Raw genomic sequence first — 15,827 nt, 5'->3', positions numbered from 1 at the left:
GGATTGATCGATCAGAATGACTAACACCTGTTATCCACAATGAAATACAGAGAACTGATACCGATAGCCAGTCCCTGGGGAGTGAATGTGCACCATATAATGTTTGATGTTGATGGCACCCTGGTACAGTCCTGCAAAATGGATGCAACCTGTTTTATCGGAGCCGTGTCTGAAGTGCTTAAAGCCCCGGTTGATCCTGACTGGGATAACTATGTTCATATCACCGATGCCGGTATCCTGGATCACCACCTGAGACTGACCGGCTTAATGGCCAACAGAGATGATATTCATCATCAGGTCCGTCAGGCCTTTGTTCGGCGGATAAAAGCGTATCTGCAAAAGCATCCGCTGAAAGAGATTATGGGAGCCGCCCGTTTTATTCGTGAACTGAAAAATCTTGATGCTGTGACGTTATCCATCGCTACCGGTGGCTGGCTGGAAACAGCTCAGCTAAAGCTGGAATCAGCCGGGATTGATACTGCCGATATTCCTATCGCATCATCTAACGATCATTACGCCAGAACTGAAATCATGAAACTGGCCAGACAGAAAGCCGGAGTATCGCTGGATAATACTGTCACTTACTTTGGTGATGCGGAATGGGACAAGGTGTCCTGTCGTCAGTTAGGGTATAACTTTGTACTGGTCGGCAACCGTACCAGCAATCCGGAAAGGCTGGATGATCTGACGTCTGTCAGCCAGGCGCTGTCTTTTATCAAGTTGCACCCAGGCTGATAAGGAGTACACTAGCCGTCGTTTACTCACTGTTTATTGCGCTACAAAAGGCGGTTAGTTATGAAAATTCATCGTATTAATCCGAGTAAACGCTGGTCTGAAAGTTGAGATGGCATTTGTGTTGTCGCTGCAGGCGAAAAATTCCTGTAGCGCTTATGCTTCGCAGATGGCCAGGTAACTCTGCCTGTCAGCCTCTTATGCCAGAACGTCTGACCGCTCCGGCACTTTCTCCAAAGCTTTTACTGAAGACTCTGGAGAAAGCCGCTTCAGATTGATAGCCAACGCTCTCGGCTACAACCGCAACACTATCACCGGCATACAACAGGGACCAGGCTAATTGCATACGCCACCAGGTCAGATATTGCATCGGTGTCCAGTGGCTGATCTTTTTAAATGTCTGAGCAAAACGGGTACGGGACATACCAGCCAGAACGGCCATTTCGCTTAATTGCCAGTTTTTCTCCGGTGCCCGATGGATCGCTTCAATGACTCTGGCAATCTGCTGGTGAGAAAACAGTGCAAGTATACCTTCTTTTATTTCGTCCTGATGAATAAAGTGCCGCAGTGCATATGCAAACAAGAGTTCACACTGCCGGTTAATAATGACATTAGTTGGCGTACGGCTGACCAGACTTTCCATCGTCAGCAGATTCAACAGACTACATAACCAGGGTGTGGAATCATCACGCTGAATGACCAGCACTTCAGGCAGAGCATCCAGTAATGACTGATAGCCCTGATGCAGAAACTGTACTTCACCACACAGCATACTGGTACCGGGTCTATCCTGAGCATCGGCAATCAACAGATGTTCTTGCTCTCCGGTCATGGAAACAGATGGTTTAATAGTATGTGGTAATTCTCTGGGAAAGATCACCAGATCCCCTTCAGCCAGATGCCAGCGTCCGTGTCCGGGTACCTCCAGTTCACAGCACCCCTGAGTGGCCATATGGAAACAGGTTTTATAGTCCGAGTGCTCCTGTATCACCCAGTTACCACAGACTCTGGCATTGTGATAAACCACTACATTCAGTTTAATCAGTTCAATAATATCCAGTAGTGATGACATCTTTTCACCGCTTCAAAATACGCTGATCAGTTTTATGAACTCATCAAAAACCGAACTTATGAGCATTTAAATTGAATTTAAAATCATTCATCGTACAGATCAAAGCGACTAAAGTGAAGCCATAGCACAATTGCTCACAATAATTTTTTAAAGGAAACACTGTTATGGCTTTTAATCTGCACACACCTGAAACAGCCCCGAATGCTTCAAAAGACCAACTGATTCAATCGGAAAAAAGCTTTGGCTGGATTCCAAATCTGCATGCTGTTCTGGCAGAAGCTCCAGTGGTACTTGAGGCCTACAAATCACTGCATACGCTTTTCCAGCGCAGTAGCTTTAACAATGATGAACTGACGGTGGTATGGCAAGTCATTAACTACGAAAACCAGTGTCATTATTGCCTGCCAGCTCATACTGCGATTGCTCATATGATGAAAGTAGATCAGAGCATTATTGATGCATTACATACCGGTCAGCCGCTGTCTGATAATAAACTGGACGCACTCAGAAATACGACGCTGGCATTAGTACGTAACAGAGGGAAGCTGTCTCAGGAAGAAGTGCAGGCATTTCATGACGCAGGCTATGGTAACCAGCAATTGCTGGAGATTCTGTTAGGTATTGCCCAGAAAACTATCAGCAATTACACCAACCACCTGGCAAATACTCCAGTAGATGAAGCATTTGCTGAATATCAGTCATGATGGTGATCACTATGAAGGCTACCCTGGGCCAGAAGGCAGTGATAAATTTCTGAATTGCTCTCTGACCAGATTCTGAAGATGACTTCCCGCTTGTACAGGCTCAGAACCGGCATACAGGTGGGGAGGCTTTATTCTAATCCATTGATCGAGTAAACCAGTTAGAATTATTGGATCGAAAGAAAATTTACAGGGTTATCTGAAATATTTATCCGCAATTTTTTGTATCACACCTTCACGTTTTAATTGCTCAATCACCTGATTTAACTGCGGCTGAATCCGGGTGATTGGAGATTTTCTGGACAACCCCAGATACAGATCGACATTATTACCTGGTTTATATTCAGCCTGTTCAAAACGCCCGGACAGGCCTTTCAGTTTAATATGATAATCTACCTGACAACTGGTCCCGATAATGACATCCAGACGGCGATTCTTCAGCATTTTCAGTAATTGCTCTTCATGAGTAACACTGTATTTATTCAGTGCTTTATCTTTATCAAAGGCAGCAAAATAGGCAGAGTCAGCCACATGGCCTACTTCATACTGATACAGGTCGTCATACTGTTTAATGTATTTTCCAAAACCTGCACGCATATAAAACCGGGACGAGCAATCAGAGTAATAAGGTGGTTCAGTGTACAGAATATAACGTTCGCGCTCTTCCCGTCTGGCCAGACCAGTAATCGCATCGATACCGCCATTGGCCATGTAATGCAACGCTCTGGACCAGGGGATCTCTTTAAAACGAAAGGTAACATCAGGCAGGCGTTTTTCAATTTCTCTGATCAGATCAACATCAATACCAGATAGTTCACCGTCTTTTGAAATAGTAAACGGAGGCCAGGGGTCTGTTCCTATTACATACTCTTCTGCAACGGCTTTTGAAGAGGACAGTAATGCTATCACTGCCAGATAAGGCAAGTGCCATAATTTCAAATCAATTACCTGTATCATGAAACATCACACGAAACTATCTGTCCGAAGTATAGATAGATGCTGGACTGAATGCCTTAACTGTTTGCACTGGTATAGCTTATCCAGGGGAAATAACCAATAAGCAGGATGTATCACTCCGTATTCTGCACAGGAAAAAGCTATCATGACCATAGAGAAACACTTCCCAGGATAAAATCACATTCTCCACCCTATGATGGATCTTAAAAAAAAGATCATCCCCTGATACTGCAGAGATCTTACAACCACAAGAAATTCCGGAGTAATCGGATGTCTGTTAATCACACTTTACTGCAGCGTCGCTACCAGACTATGGGGCACAGTTCTCCTCTGTTTTATAAGCAGCCTTTGCATCTGGTACGGGGAGAAGGTGTCTGGCTGTTCGACAATGAAGGGCAGCGTTATCTGGATGTGTACAACAATGTGCCTCATGTGGGCCACTGCAACCCGCGAGTAGTCGAAGCCCTGCATCGTCAGGCATCCACTCTGAATACTCATACCCGTTATCTGAATGAAAATGTCGTACAGTATATCGAGCGTCTGACAGCAACCTTCGATGAAGGTCTGTCAATGGCGATGCTGACCTGTACAGGCAGTGAAGCTAATGAACTGGCATTGCGTATGGCTCGTCATTGCACCGGTGGTGAAGGCGTGATTGTGACTGAGGCGGCTTATCATGGGAACACTTCAGCGGTGGCTGAGATTGGCACCGGCTTTATGCCTGAAGCGAAAAACAGTAAGCGGGTGAAAGTATTCAGTATTCCAGATAGCTATCGGGGGCTGGCAGGCGTCTCTCAGGATGATCTGGCTGATGTGTATGCCGCTCAGGTGCAACAGGCCATTGATGAATTTGAAGCGGAAGGTATCAAACTGGCAGGGATGCTGGTGTGCCCTGATTTTGCCAATGAAGGCCTGCTGAATGTGCCCAAAGGCTTTATGGAAAAAGCAACAGCGATGGTGCGTCAGGCGGGCGGTGTACTGATTGCAGATGAAGTTCAGGCCGGGTTTGGTCGCAGTGGTCATCACTTCTGGGCTCATCAACAATATGATATCACCCCAGATATTGTCACTATGGGCAAGCCGATGGGTAATGGCCACCCTCTGGCCGGAGTTGTGGCCCGGCCGGATATGATCGAAGAATTCACCCGAGAGGCCATGTACTTTAATACCTTTGGTGGTAATCCCGTATCGGCAGCTGTCGGCATGGCGGTGCTGGATAGCCTGGAGCAGGACCAGCTTTTACAGAACGCGATCAGCACCGGAGATTACGTTGTCCGGGGGCTGAAAAAGCTGCAGCACAAATATGAACTGATTGGTGATATTCGCAGCCTGGGTATGTTCTTTGCCGTTGAACTGGTCAGTGATCGCCAGCAAAAAACACCCGCTCCAGAGCAGGCTGAACAGATCATGAACCTGATGAAGCAGCAAGGTGTACTGATCAGCCGGATCGGTATTTACGACAATATTCTGAAGCTACGCCCGCCAATGCCGTTCCAGCCTGAACATGCCGACTTGTTGCTGGAGACTCTGGACCGGGTGTTTCAACAGGTTTGTCAGCTGGAGGCACTGGGATGAGTTCACTGAACACGGCGCAACTATCAGCAGATTTTTATCAGCTGACTCCAGATCAGCAGAGCCAGAGGCTGGCGGCGATGGCCCGCCAGGCTCTGAGTCACTGGCAGATAAGCGCTGACAGCATCAGCCTGATCAAATACCGGGAAAATGCAGTCTTCAGTGTACATGCCAGCAACGGAGAGCGCTATGCCCTGCGCATTCACCGACCAGGTTATCACGATGATGATGCTTTACGTTCAGAACTGCAGTGGATGGCCGCCCTGGCTGATAGCGGCGTACAAATACCAGAAGTGATACCCACAACAGATCAGCAACTGATGGTTACTGTCCGTGTACCCGAAATACCAGAGGCTCGCCAGATTGATCTGTTTGCCTGGGTTGATGGTCAGCCATTGGGTTCGATAGAACAGGGTCTGAACCATGACCCGGTTCAGGTGGCTAAAATCTACCACGCGATTGGCACTATCGCTGCCCTACTGCATAACCAGGCGAGTGAATGGCCTTTACCCACCGGGTTTAAACGTCATGCATGGGATCTTGAAGGCCTGGTAGGAGACACCCCTTTCTGGGGGCGTTTCTGGGAGCTGGAAAGCCTGACACCAGAACAACAGCAGCTATTAGAACAGGCGCGGGAAAAAGCTCATGATGCACTGGCAAAGCTTGAGAAAACACCACTCAATTATGGCCTGATCCATGCTGATTTTGTGCCCGAAAACCTGATGACAGACGGTGAAAATATTCGGCTGCTGGACTTTGATGATGCCGGATTTGGCTGGCACCTGTTCGAGCTGGCCACAGCACTGTATTTTATTCAGGAAGAACCCTGTTACGATACCGCTAAAACCGCACTGCTCTGGGGGTATCATGAGCAACGACCGCTTGAGCTGGAAGATCTGGCTCACCTGGAGCTGTTCTTAACCCTGAGAGGATTTACCTATCTGGGCTGGATTCGCAGTCGCCAGGAAACCGAAACGGCAAAAGAGATGACACCGGATCTGATTCGCCGTGCCTGCCGTCAGGCAGAGCGTTACCTGGCACTGGATAGCTGCCCTTGAGTTTTATAGGTACAGCAATACATAAGAAGTAACTATTTTAGCTCATTCGGGTCTGCCAATAACGACAGGCCCGTTCTGCTCTGGCCTGAATTCACAGTAATATCATTATTTATATTATACATAACAGTTACTCTTTTCTGGTCAGGGTTAAATTAGTTATTTCAGATTATTCCTCCATTTGCCCTGATTGTCTGACCATTTATCCATCGGCCATCTTCACTTGTTAAAAATGCTATAACACTTGAAATATCATCCGTTTCTCCAAGCCGGTTAAGCGGGGCCATAGAGGCAAGTTTCTCAATAACAGCCTTTGGCTTTCCTGTCAGAAATAAATCAGTAGCAGTTGGTCCCGGTGCAACACAGTTCACTGTAATATTCCGTCCTGCTAACTCTTTCGCAAAAATGGCAGAAAGAGTTTCAACTGCAGATTTAGTAGCAGCATAGATACTGTAAGACTCAAGTTTCAGACCAACCACACTGGTGGAGAGGTTAACAATTCTGCCACCATTATTTATTCTGGTAGCCGACTCTCTCAAAGTATTAAATGTCCCTCTCAAATTGGTATCAATATGGGAATCGAAGTGTTCATCAGTCGTTTCGGCTAACTTCGCCAGTTTCATTATCCCTGCATTATTAATAACAACATCAACAGTGCCCATTTTACGTTCTATTGCGTTGAACATCTGATGAACTGATTCGGTATCAGAGACATCAGCCTGAATAGCTATGGCTTGCCCTCCATCCTGAATAATCTCCTGTACAACGGTAAGAGCACTCTGTTCACTGCGAGAATAATTCACAGCAACATCAAAACCATCTCTTGCAAGACGTTTTGCTATACATGCTCCAATGCCCCTTGAAGCTCCTGTAACCAATGCAACTCTCTTATTCATCATCTTCTCCGATACGCTAATTCATTACGAAAAGCAGTATAGAGTCTGAAATATCTTTGATAATGATCTGATATCTGTTTTGATTATTCCATTTTTGATAACAATGAGCAGGCTATGGACAGAGTTAAACAGATGCAAATATTTGCCAGAGTAGCTGAACGCAAAAGTTTTACGAAAGCAGCTGATGACCTGCTGTTACCCAGAGCGACGGTTACAAATCAGGTAAAACAGTTAGAGAAAAGATTAAAGGTACAATTATTTAATCGAACAACCCGGCAAGTTGACCTGACCAATGAGGGTGAAATTTTCTATGAGCGCTGTTTAAAGCTACTTGCAGAAATAGATGAAGCTGAGCACCTATTTTCAAACACCATACCTAAAGGGATGCTGGTTATTAACGTACAAGGTACGTTTACCCGTCACTTTGTGATGCCTTATCTGAAGACCTTTATTAATCGCTACCCTGATATTCATATTCAGATATTCGAAGATGATCGATATGCAGATCTGGTGAAAGAAGGTATAGATTGTGTCTTGCGGGCCGGTCCTCTCCCAGATTCCACACTGATAGCCCGAAAAGTCGCAGAAATGAAACAAGTTACTCTGGCCAGCCCCGAATACCTTCAAATGTACGGACGACCAGAAAAACCTGAAGATCTTAAAAAGCACTTTGCTGTTGGATATGGCCTTGATACCAGCCATCGGCCATCAACACTTTCATTCAGAACAACAGCTGGTGAGATCGATGTGTCTATGTCGTCATTGGTTACAGTGAATAGTGCACAAATGTACACCGCCGCAGCGTTAGGTAGTCTGGGGATTATTCAGGTTCCCAGATATCACCTTGAATCTGAGATAAAAAAAGGAAACTTAATCGAGTTATTAAATAATTTTGAACTTAGCCCTATGCCCATCTCTATTTTGTATCCAAAAACAAAGCATCTGACATCCCGAGCCAGAGTATTTATCGATTGGCTGACTGACCATTTAAGTACGATCTGTTGAGAACGCTGAGATTCATAGCAAAAAAATGTCAAAGCAATAACAGATATTATGGTTAAGACTCTGATCAGATACTGTATTTAACCCTGATCAATTTGATTTATAAATTAATACATATGATCAGACACCTGAACAAAAGCTATCTGCAAAAAAGCGGTCATACTATCCAGACAATGACCAAAAAATATCACAATACTTTCACTCAGGTATGCATCACGACCAGTCTCAGGCCAGAAGCTCTCTTCGGACGATGTCCGCACCAGCACTTAAAGCATTCAGTTTACCTCTTGCGACCTGGCGGGACAAAGGTGCCATACCGCAGTTGGTACAAGGGTAAAGCTTATCCGCATCCACAAATTCAAGTGCTTTTCGCAGGGTGTCAGCAACCTCTTCCGGTGTTTCTATGCGATCGGTAGCCACATCAATAGCTCCAACCATCACCTTTTTGCCCCGAATCAGCTCAATTAATTCAACCGGAACACGGGAGTTGTGACATTCCAGAGAGATAATATCGATATCAGATTGCTGCAGTCTGGGAAACACCTCTTCATACTGTCTCCACTCAGAGCCCAGTGTCTTTTTCCAGTCGGTATTGGCCTTGATCCCATAGCCATAGCAAATATGGACTACGGTTTCACAGTTCAGGCCTTCAATGGCTCTTTCTAAACAGGCGATGCCCCAGTCGTTGACCTCATCAAAAAACACATTAAACGCCGGTTCATCAAACTGGATAATATCCACACCGGCAGCTTCCAGTTCTCTGGCTTCCTGATTGAGAATACCGGCAAACTCCCAGGCGAGTTTTTCACGACTTTTATAGTGGTCATCGTACAGGGTATCAATCATTGTCATCGGCCCAGGCAAAGCCCATTTAATAGGCCGATCAGTTTGCTGGCGCAAGAACTCAGCATCTTTAACAAAGACCGGTTTCTGACGGCTTACTGCGCTAACGACTGTCGGTACGCTTGCATCATAACGATCACGAATTCTGACCGTTTGACGGTTTTCAAAATCAACGCCATCAAGATGCTCAATAAAGGTAGTGACAAAATGCTGACGTGTTTGCTCGCCATCGCTGACGATATCAATACCCGCCTGTAGCTGCTCGTGTAATGACACCCGCAGAGCATCCTGTTTACCATCAGTTAATGCTTCATTCTGCAGTTTCCAGGGAGACCAGAGTACTTCTGGCTCTGCCAGCCAGGATGGTTTTGGTAAGCTGCCTGCAGTGGACGTTGGTAATAATGTTTTCATAATAAATGCAGTAATCTTTTATTTTTTAATTAAGTTTCTGAACAAAAGCTTTCTGCTGAACGTTGCCGTATTATCCAGTCATTGACTGGAGAATACTGAAATACTTCTGTTCTGGTATGTATTACATGTCTTAGCTTCAGGTACGCAGTGCAGACCAGTTCTCCAGAAGCGTCTGGTAAGGTTTTATAAAGTGTTCTTCAGCAAACTTTCCCTGTTCAACGGCTAATTTGCTGCGTTCTTCGCGGTCATAAATCACCTGAGTCAATGAATGATCCAGATTCTTCAAACTGGGCTGGTAGCATTTTCCTGCTACCGCATTGGCATTATAAATTTCAGGTCGATAGATCTTCTGGAAAGTTTCCATCGTACTGATGGTGCTTATCAGCTCCAGGTTGGTGTAATCATTCAGCAGATCACCAAAGAAATAGAACGCCAGCGGTGCCACGCTGTTCGGTGGCATAAAATAACGGACATCCAGGCCCATCTTTCTGAAGTACTGTTCCGTTAAAGAGGCTTCATCAGGCTGGTATTCAAATCCCAATACCGGATGCTGATTGTCGGTACGATGATAGGTCTTGTTATCTGACACACTCAGGCAGATGACCGGTGGTTTATTAAAGTGCTGCTTGTAACTCTCTGAGTTAACGAAATACTTAAAGAGCTTGCCATGCAGATCACCGAAATTATCCGGAATACTGAATTGAGCCTGATCTTTATTATGGTCCAGCAGTAATACGCTAAAATCATAATCCCGCACATAAGAAGACAGGTTATTGCCCGTAATGCCTTCAATACGCTCATTGGTTTTATGATCGATGATGTTGGTTTTTAACACTTCAATGGATGGAAAACTCTGGCCACGGCCCTGGACATCAATATCCACCGAAATAATTTCGAGCTGAACAGAATAGCGATCTCCATTGTGGTTATCCCAGTGTGCCAGCGCATTAAAACGGTTATCAATCATTCTTAACGCATTGCGTAAGTTCTCCTGACGGCTTTCTCCTCTCGCCAGGTTCGCAAAATTAGTGGTGATACGCGTATTGTCTGAAGGCTGATAGTGTTCATCGAGACAAATGCTTTTGATGGTAAATGTAAAATCTGTCGTCATGGCGATCCGGTGTCCTGTTATCTGAGATAAAGCCTGAATGTGTTCCTTGCTCTTTCTGGATGATCCAATTTTCTTTTCTGATTTACCGGCCAGTAGCCTTCACAGCCATTCGGTTTTTGCCTGATGGTTCAGTCAGCAATCAACAGTAATCTGGTCTGAAGTTAAGAGCAGTGCGTATTTTATACAGCGATCTTTAATTGAATAAAAGTGACTTTATTTTAATTTAAACTGAAAATAATTCATGAAAACATGTAAGCCAGAGCATAATCTGGCAGAAACCTGCGGATAATGGCCAGAAGGATTTTTTCTTAGCATGTTTTTTCCCGGTAATCGGTTCAGGTTTTAGTGCTATTTTGAATCACATTAACGTTTAAAGCGCAGAGCCATAGCGGCCTCTGGGTTTGATCTGATCGTTTCACCGTCAAACACCTGATACCCGTTCACCCAGGTACTGAGGATTTTGCTGGAAAAACGATGATCGTTAAACGGTGTCCAGCCACAGTGATAACGGCAGTTGTCGTGACTGACATCGGTTGATTGATTCGGATCGATCAGTACCAGATCGGCAAAATACCCCTCACGAATAAAGCCCCGCTCCTGCACCCCGTAACGAATCGCCGGGTTATGGGCTGTTTTTTCCACAACCTGTTCAATACTAAGGTGCTGGTTTACAACCTGATCCACCATGCTGAGTAATGCGTGTTCTACTAATGGCAGACCTGCCGGTGCTTTTGGATACGGCTGCTGTTTCTCATCCCTGGTATGCGGGGCGTGATCGGTGGCCACTATGTCGATCTGATTAGTTTGCAGAGCCTGCAAAAGTGCCGCACGATCGTGTGCAGTCTTAATTGCCGGATTACACTTAATCTGATTACCCAGGCGAGGATAATCTTCGTCACAGAACCAGAGGTGATGTACACAGGCCTCAGCAGTAATACGCTTACCGGCCGTGGGTCCCGCTTCGAACAGACTTAACTCTTTAGCCGTGGTGATATGCAGTACATGCAGCTGGCTATCGAATTTTTTTGCCAGATCAACAGCATAAGAAGAACTGGCATAACAGGCTTCAGCATCACGAATAATCGGGTGATCCGTGATTGTCGGTTCCCGGTTCTGAGCAGCAAACGGCAGAAAATTCTGTTTAATGACCGGGCCACTTTCGCAGTGAGTGGCAATCAGTACCGGGCTATCCCGGAAAATGGCTTCCAGCGCCACAGGATTTTCCACCAGCAGATTCCCTGTGGATGCTCCCATAAAGACCTTTACGCCACATACTGACGCAGGGTCCAGTGCTTTGATCTGTTCCAGGTTATCTTCTGTCGCTCCCAGATAGAAAGCATAGTTAGCCTGAGATCCCTGACGGGCAATGTCGTATTTATTATCCAGCGCTTGCTGAGTTGTTGTCGCCGGAGAAACGTTCGGCATCTCCATATAGCTGGTAATACCACCCGCCACCGCAGCAGCAGATTCACTGGCAATGGTGCCTTTATGAACTAAACCCGGTTCACGGAAATGCACCTGATCATCAATCATACCAGGAACCAACCAGCAGCCATCGGCATCAATAATCTGCTCATTATGCTGAGCATTCAGCTCAGCACTGATCTGGTCAATCCGTGCCTGTCTGATACGCAGGTCAGCCTGCTGGATAGTGCCTTCGTTTACGATAACGGCATTTTTGATCAAAGTATCGGTCATGTAGCGCGCCTGAGTTGTCTGATAAGTCGTGGATATTAAGCCAGAAAAACATCTAATGTTATACTATAACATTTTTAACGCTAATCAATTTAATCTCCGGCATTTGCTGACATATCGGTGTCTCCTACAGGCAAGTTATCGGCCTCTCTACAGACCTGTATCTATTGAATTATCGGAGTACAATCCAGGGCATGGGCAAGCCCCTTTTTAACTGAGTCTGGATTCATCCGGCGTGATTTAATCAGACATAATTCAACCGGGTATGTGTGTCATATGTCATTGTAAGGATATCTCACCAACATGATTGAACTAGTGGAAATAGTGTTGCTGACATTATTGGCGGGTCTGGCGATGCCTCTGGGAGCTTTGTTAGCCCGTATCGAAAATATCAGACCTCGCTGGCTGGAGAATGAATTCCGGCATTTTGTGATTGCTTTTGGCGGCGGCGCGTTGCTGGCCGCTGTTGCCCTGGTGCTGGTGCCAGAAGGTATGAAAGGCTTGTCCCTCGGGATGGTCGTACTGTCTTTCACTGCCGGAGCGATCTGTTTAATGGGGCTGGATATCTATTTAACACGCCAGCAAACCTCTGCCAGCCAGCTGGTTGCCATGCTATCGGACTTTATTCCTGAAGCGATTGCGTTAGGGGCAACCTTTGCAACCTCGGCATCTGTCGGTGTTTTACTTGCTATGATTATCGCATTACAGAATCTGCCAGAAGGCTTTAATGCGTACCGTGAACTGCGCAGCTCAACACACTTTCGCTCCAGGAATATTGTCGGTATCTTCACCCTTATGGCATTGCTGGGACCTGTGTGTGGCGTAATCGGTTTTTATTACCTGTCAGGCTACCCCGCATTACTCTCAGGCATCATGTTGTTTGCGGCAGGAGGGATTCTCTACCTGATTTTTCAGGATATAGCCCCTCAGGCCAAACTGGATAAACACTGGGCACCATCGTTAGGCGCTGTGATGGGATTTCTATTGGGGATGGCAGGCGCGATGATGACAGGGCATTAATTCGGGTACTCAGCGTATCTGGCACCGGCATTGAAATAAGCTAATCCTGCGTAATTTAATGCCGCCGTTATCGCGTACCATAATATCTTCTGTCGTGCCTGATCGTTCCTGTCAGGCACAACATCTATCGTCAGCGGGTTTAAGGCTGATAGCCCTCCCCTACAAATTCAGCCCCAGTTTAGCCCCCAGCCCCATCAGACAAAGGCCGGTCAGCTTCTCAATTCGATGTTTAGCGGCTTCAAATCGAGACTGAAAACGGGGATGAGACAGCAAAATAGCGACCACAGCAAACCAGACAAGATGAGCCGCAGAGATAAATAAACCAATCAACAGCTGAGTCATTTCCCCTGTGCCTGGCGTCACCACCTGAGTAAATAAAGCGATAAAGAACAGCGCTGTTTTAGGGTTAAGGGCGTTGCATAAAAAGCCGGTTCGAAAAGCATTCCCGTCAGATAGCGTCGACGTATAGGCCTCTTCCCTGGCGATGTTATCTGTCTTCTTTGATATAAACGCCTGACATCCTAGCCAGATCAGATAAGCCGCCCCCAGATAACGCAGTAATTCCAGTAGCCAAAGAGACTGAGCCATCAGATAACTCAGACCAGACAGGGTATACAGAATATGCACAGACACCCCGCATGCGATCCCCGCTGCAGTCAGTAACCCTGATCGACGACCGTATAACAGACTGTTGCGAGTGGTAATCGCAAAGTCAGGCCCCGGACTGATCACCGCCAGTAAAACAATACTGACTATTGTGACGACTGTTAACCACTCCATCGTATCTGTACCTCGTATTAAATAATGATGAGGCTATTATTAATGGGGTATTGGTAAATAACGATCGAATGTTAATGGGATATATTGTGAGGAAAAATCACAGATATGAAGCGCCGTAACCTGCCACCATTAGGCCCTCTAGTCAGCTTTTGTGCTGCAGCAGAACATCAGAGTTTTACCAAAGCAGCGCAGGAACTGAATCTCACCCACGGCGCAATCAGCCGGGCAGTGCAGCAACTGGAGCAACATTTTGAACAACCGCTGTTCTACCGTCGGAGTCGTCGGGTTTACCTGACAGAAAAAGGTCAGCTACTGGCCAATCAGGCCTCAATCATGCTGAAGGATCTGGAAGCTGTCAGTGAGCAGATTCGCCAGCAGCCCAGTGGACAACATCTGGCAGTATCCTGTGAGCCCTCGCTGGCCATGCGCTGGCTGATGCCCCGATTGACGCAATTCTCTGACACGACAGAAGTCCACTTATCCACCGCTGGTGGGCCGGTTGACCTGGCGGCTCAACAACTGGATCTGGCAATTCGCCGGTCAGACTTTAACTGGCCGGATGATTACTGGGTAACCCCACTGACCAGAGAACGCATCGGCCCGGTATGCCACCCGGATTATCTGAGCACAATGCAGCAGCAAAAAGCGACCTTGCTGCATACCCGCACACGGCCATCCGCCTGGAAAGACTGGCAGGACAAATCAGAAGCATTCATCGTAAGCCAGAAAGAAAGCTACTTTGACCACTTTTATTTCAGTTTACAGGCGGCGGTTGCCGGACTTGGTATGACAATAGGAGCAGAACCACTGGTCGCAGACGATATTCGTATGGGACACCTGGTAGCTCCTTTTGGTTTTGTCGAAACCGATGTGGAATACGTAGCGCTATCGCTTAAAGATATTCAGCGAGATGACACACTGCTTAGCTTTGTGCACTGGCTGAAAGAGGCATTAAATAACTCATAACCCTGCACTGTAAAAAGATGAACAGATCCAGACAAGAAACATAGCGTCGCAAGAAAATGGCTAACAGTAGTCAGAATCAGCAGGAACCACTAAGAGAAGACATTATATCAGTCAGCGAGGCTACAAATAGCAGGACAAAGGCACAATAAATACCGGTTGCGTTGAACCGGTATTTATTGTTTTATGACTTGCTTATAAATAAAATTCGGAGTTTTGCTTATCGCAAGTACTTAAACCTTTAAACGAAGCGCTACCCCTGAGTGCGGCAACACGTCAGAGGCAGCTAACCATAACCGATATACAAGGTATCAATTGATGGCTACAAGAGATCATACGCCAGACTTTAGCTCGGCAAAAGAAAATTTTATCTATCTTTATCAACAACTTACGGTCCAAAAACATAGACTTGGCACCGCGATTTTTTCTGCCTGTGATTCAGGATTTTCTCCTCCTTTCATTCGACGAAATCGTCCGGATAAGCGTTCGGCACCTTATAATCCGGGTTACTCCAATCCGCATTTATCCCGGCCTGTTTACTGGCTGAAACGTATCTCTCCTAATGCTCACCTATGGCGAACACGGCATCCGATTAGTTCAGTGTCATATAGTGAACAGACAGATCAGAGCACCCATACCGTGCAATGAAAGGAACCTTGAACACAGGGAGAAAGAACGATGGAAAAGAATACAGATACCGTGCAATCCATAGCGGCTTCAAAAGCCCCTCAGATGAACAGTCATTTTGAAAGCTTCAGCCATCGCTGTGCTTTTTTGATGATTGCACTGGAAAATATCGCTTTTGAAGATGAACTGCCTCATAACAAAGAGGCGGCACTGGGCGCATCATATTTCGTTGAGGATATGCTGAATGAAATGACGGATATTCAGACGATGCTGGATGCGGTGATTAAATCGCAGTGTAGGTAGTCAGCCCTGAAAAAGTCAGGTTTCTATCTAACCGAGCATCGGTTGGCTTTATTGCTCCAGGAAATAAAGCCAACTGATTTTCTGCTC

15 protein-coding genes are annotated in these 15,827 nt (G+C 46.1%); 8 read left to right on the top strand and 7 right to left on the bottom strand.

Annotation, left to right across the window (positions count from 1 at the left end; genetic code table 11):
• Positions 1 to 87: 87 nt before the first annotated feature.
• Positions 88 to 735, top strand: a complete 648-nt coding sequence (locus H4O21_RS20395) for an HAD family hydrolase (protein WP_182810746.1) — start codon at positions 88 to 90, stop codon at positions 733 to 735.
• A gap of 187 nt (positions 736 to 922) precedes the next feature.
• On the opposite strand, the gene H4O21_RS20390 is transcribed toward H4O21_RS20395, so the two are convergent.
• Positions 923 to 1,804, bottom strand: coding sequence for an AraC family transcriptional regulator (locus H4O21_RS20390; RefSeq protein WP_182810745.1), 882 nt, complete (start codon positions 1,802 to 1,804; stop codon positions 923 to 925).
• A 164-nt stretch (positions 1,805 to 1,968) separates the two neighbouring features.
• Here H4O21_RS20390 and H4O21_RS20385 point away from each other — a divergent pair, with 164 nt between their 5' ends.
• The gene (locus tag H4O21_RS20385) at positions 1,969 to 2,508 is read left to right on the top strand and encodes a carboxymuconolactone decarboxylase family protein (RefSeq protein WP_182810744.1); all 540 of its coding nucleotides are present in this window, start codon (positions 1,969 to 1,971) and stop codon (positions 2,506 to 2,508) included.
• Between the two features lie 192 nt (positions 2,509 to 2,700).
• On the opposite strand, the gene H4O21_RS20380 is transcribed toward H4O21_RS20385, so the two are convergent.
• Positions 2,701 to 3,444: a substrate-binding periplasmic protein gene (locus tag H4O21_RS20380; protein WP_182810743.1), complete on the bottom strand. Its 744-nt coding sequence runs from the start codon at positions 3,442 to 3,444 to the stop codon at positions 2,701 to 2,703.
• A gap of 288 nt (positions 3,445 to 3,732) precedes the next feature.
• On the opposite strand from H4O21_RS20380, the gene H4O21_RS20375 reads away from it, so the two are divergent.
• Together H4O21_RS20375 and H4O21_RS20370 are read left to right on the top strand one after the other, a co-directional pair.
• On the top strand, positions 3,733 to 5,037 hold the full coding sequence (locus tag H4O21_RS20375) for an aspartate aminotransferase family protein (protein ID WP_182810742.1): 1,305 nt from the start codon (positions 3,733 to 3,735) through the stop codon (positions 5,035 to 5,037).
• Positions 5,034 to 6,092 carry a phosphotransferase enzyme family protein gene (locus H4O21_RS20370; protein ID WP_255487393.1) on the top strand — a complete coding sequence of 353 codons (1,059 nt, stop codon included), beginning with the start codon at positions 5,034 to 5,036 and terminating at the stop codon, positions 6,090 to 6,092. The genes H4O21_RS20375 and H4O21_RS20370 overlap by 4 nt, the downstream gene beginning before the upstream one ends.
• A gap of 161 nt (positions 6,093 to 6,253) precedes the next feature.
• Here the strand turns inward: H4O21_RS20370 and H4O21_RS20365 are convergent, their stop codons facing one another.
• Complete coding sequence (locus H4O21_RS20365) at positions 6,254 to 6,988, bottom strand: SDR family oxidoreductase (RefSeq protein ID WP_182810741.1); 735 nt, start codon at positions 6,986 to 6,988, stop codon at positions 6,254 to 6,256.
• A gap of 111 nt (positions 6,989 to 7,099) precedes the next feature.
• Here H4O21_RS20365 and H4O21_RS20360 point away from each other — a divergent pair, with 111 nt between their 5' ends.
• Positions 7,100 to 7,990 carry a LysR family transcriptional regulator gene (locus H4O21_RS20360; protein ID WP_182810740.1) on the top strand — a complete coding sequence of 297 codons (891 nt, stop codon included), beginning with the start codon at positions 7,100 to 7,102 and terminating at the stop codon, positions 7,988 to 7,990.
• Between the two features lie 222 nt (positions 7,991 to 8,212).
• On the opposite strand, the gene H4O21_RS20355 is transcribed toward H4O21_RS20360, so the two are convergent.
• The 3 genes from H4O21_RS20355 to H4O21_RS20345 all read right to left on the bottom strand — a co-directional run bounded on the left by H4O21_RS20355 (position 8,213) and on the right by H4O21_RS20345 (position 12,050).
• Positions 8,213 to 9,241: a methionine synthase gene (locus tag H4O21_RS20355; RefSeq protein WP_182810739.1), complete on the bottom strand. Its 1,029-nt coding sequence runs from the start codon at positions 9,239 to 9,241 to the stop codon at positions 8,213 to 8,215.
• A 136-nt stretch (positions 9,242 to 9,377) separates the two neighbouring features.
• Complete coding sequence (locus H4O21_RS20350) at positions 9,378 to 10,352, bottom strand: DUF1852 domain-containing protein (protein WP_182810738.1); 975 nt, start codon at positions 10,350 to 10,352, stop codon at positions 9,378 to 9,380.
• 363 nt (positions 10,353 to 10,715) lie between these two features.
• The gene (locus H4O21_RS20345) at positions 10,716 to 12,050 is read right to left on the bottom strand and encodes a dihydroorotase (protein ID WP_182810737.1); all 1,335 of its coding nucleotides are present in this window, start codon (positions 12,048 to 12,050) and stop codon (positions 10,716 to 10,718) included.
• A 300-nt stretch (positions 12,051 to 12,350) separates the two neighbouring features.
• Here H4O21_RS20345 and H4O21_RS20340 point away from each other — a divergent pair, with 300 nt between their 5' ends.
• Positions 12,351 to 13,067, top strand: coding sequence for a ZIP family metal transporter (locus H4O21_RS20340; protein WP_182810736.1), 717 nt, complete (start codon positions 12,351 to 12,353; stop codon positions 13,065 to 13,067).
• 159 nt (positions 13,068 to 13,226) lie between these two features.
• On the opposite strand, the gene H4O21_RS20335 is transcribed toward H4O21_RS20340, so the two are convergent.
• Complete coding sequence (locus tag H4O21_RS20335; protein ID WP_182810735.1) at positions 13,227 to 13,847, bottom strand: LysE family translocator; 621 nt, start codon at positions 13,845 to 13,847, stop codon at positions 13,227 to 13,229.
• A gap of 105 nt (positions 13,848 to 13,952) precedes the next feature.
• Between H4O21_RS20335 and H4O21_RS20330 the strand changes: the two genes are divergently transcribed.
• Together H4O21_RS20330 and H4O21_RS20325 are read left to right on the top strand one after the other, a co-directional pair.
• The gene (locus H4O21_RS20330) at positions 13,953 to 14,813 is read left to right on the top strand and encodes a LysR family transcriptional regulator (protein ID WP_182810734.1); all 861 of its coding nucleotides are present in this window, start codon (positions 13,953 to 13,955) and stop codon (positions 14,811 to 14,813) included.
• 675 nt (positions 14,814 to 15,488) lie between these two features.
• Complete coding sequence (locus H4O21_RS20325; RefSeq protein WP_182810733.1) at positions 15,489 to 15,740, top strand: hypothetical protein; 252 nt, start codon at positions 15,489 to 15,491, stop codon at positions 15,738 to 15,740.
• Positions 15,741 to 15,827 lie beyond the last annotated feature (87 nt).

Origin of the sequence: Oceanospirillum sediminis (assembly GCF_014164585.1) — a bacterium.
GTDB lineage: Bacteria > Pseudomonadota > Gammaproteobacteria > Pseudomonadales > Halomonadaceae > Oceanospirillum > Oceanospirillum sediminis.
This window is presented reverse-complemented; position numbering and strand designations above follow the sequence as displayed.

What these genes read in the sequence shown, in the direction of transcription:
- H4O21_RS20390 (WP_182810745.1), bottom strand. Translation starts at nt 1,804, where the DNA reads ATGTCATCACTACTGGATATTATTGAACTGATTAAACTGAATGTAGTG.
- H4O21_RS20385 (WP_182810744.1), top strand. Translation starts at nt 1,969, where the DNA reads ATGGCTTTTAATCTGCACACACCTGAAACAGCCCCGAATGCTTCAAAA.
- H4O21_RS20375 (WP_182810742.1), top strand. Translation starts at nt 3,733, where the DNA reads ATGTCTGTTAATCACACTTTACTGCAGCGTCGCTACCAGACTATGGGG.
- H4O21_RS20370 (WP_255487393.1), top strand. Translation starts at nt 5,034, where the DNA reads ATGAGTTCACTGAACACGGCGCAACTATCAGCAGATTTTTATCAGCTG.
- H4O21_RS20365 (WP_182810741.1), bottom strand. Translation starts at nt 6,988, where the DNA reads ATGATGAATAAGAGAGTTGCATTGGTTACAGGAGCTTCAAGGGGCATT.
- H4O21_RS20360 (WP_182810740.1), top strand. Translation starts at nt 7,100, where the DNA reads ATGGACAGAGTTAAACAGATGCAAATATTTGCCAGAGTAGCTGAACGC.
- H4O21_RS20355 (WP_182810739.1), bottom strand. Translation starts at nt 9,241, where the DNA reads ATGAAAACATTATTACCAACGTCCACTGCAGGCAGCTTACCAAAACCA.
- H4O21_RS20350 (WP_182810738.1), bottom strand. Translation starts at nt 10,352, where the DNA reads ATGACGACAGATTTTACATTTACCATCAAAAGCATTTGTCTCGATGAA.
- H4O21_RS20345 (WP_182810737.1), bottom strand. Translation starts at nt 12,050, where the DNA reads ATGACCGATACTTTGATCAAAAATGCCGTTATCGTAAACGAAGGCACT.
- H4O21_RS20340 (WP_182810736.1), top strand. Translation starts at nt 12,351, where the DNA reads ATGATTGAACTAGTGGAAATAGTGTTGCTGACATTATTGGCGGGTCTG.
- H4O21_RS20335 (WP_182810735.1), bottom strand. Translation starts at nt 13,847, where the DNA reads ATGGAGTGGTTAACAGTCGTCACAATAGTCAGTATTGTTTTACTGGCG.
- H4O21_RS20330 (WP_182810734.1), top strand. Translation starts at nt 13,953, where the DNA reads ATGAAGCGCCGTAACCTGCCACCATTAGGCCCTCTAGTCAGCTTTTGT.
- H4O21_RS20325 (WP_182810733.1), top strand. Translation starts at nt 15,489, where the DNA reads ATGGAAAAGAATACAGATACCGTGCAATCCATAGCGGCTTCAAAAGCC.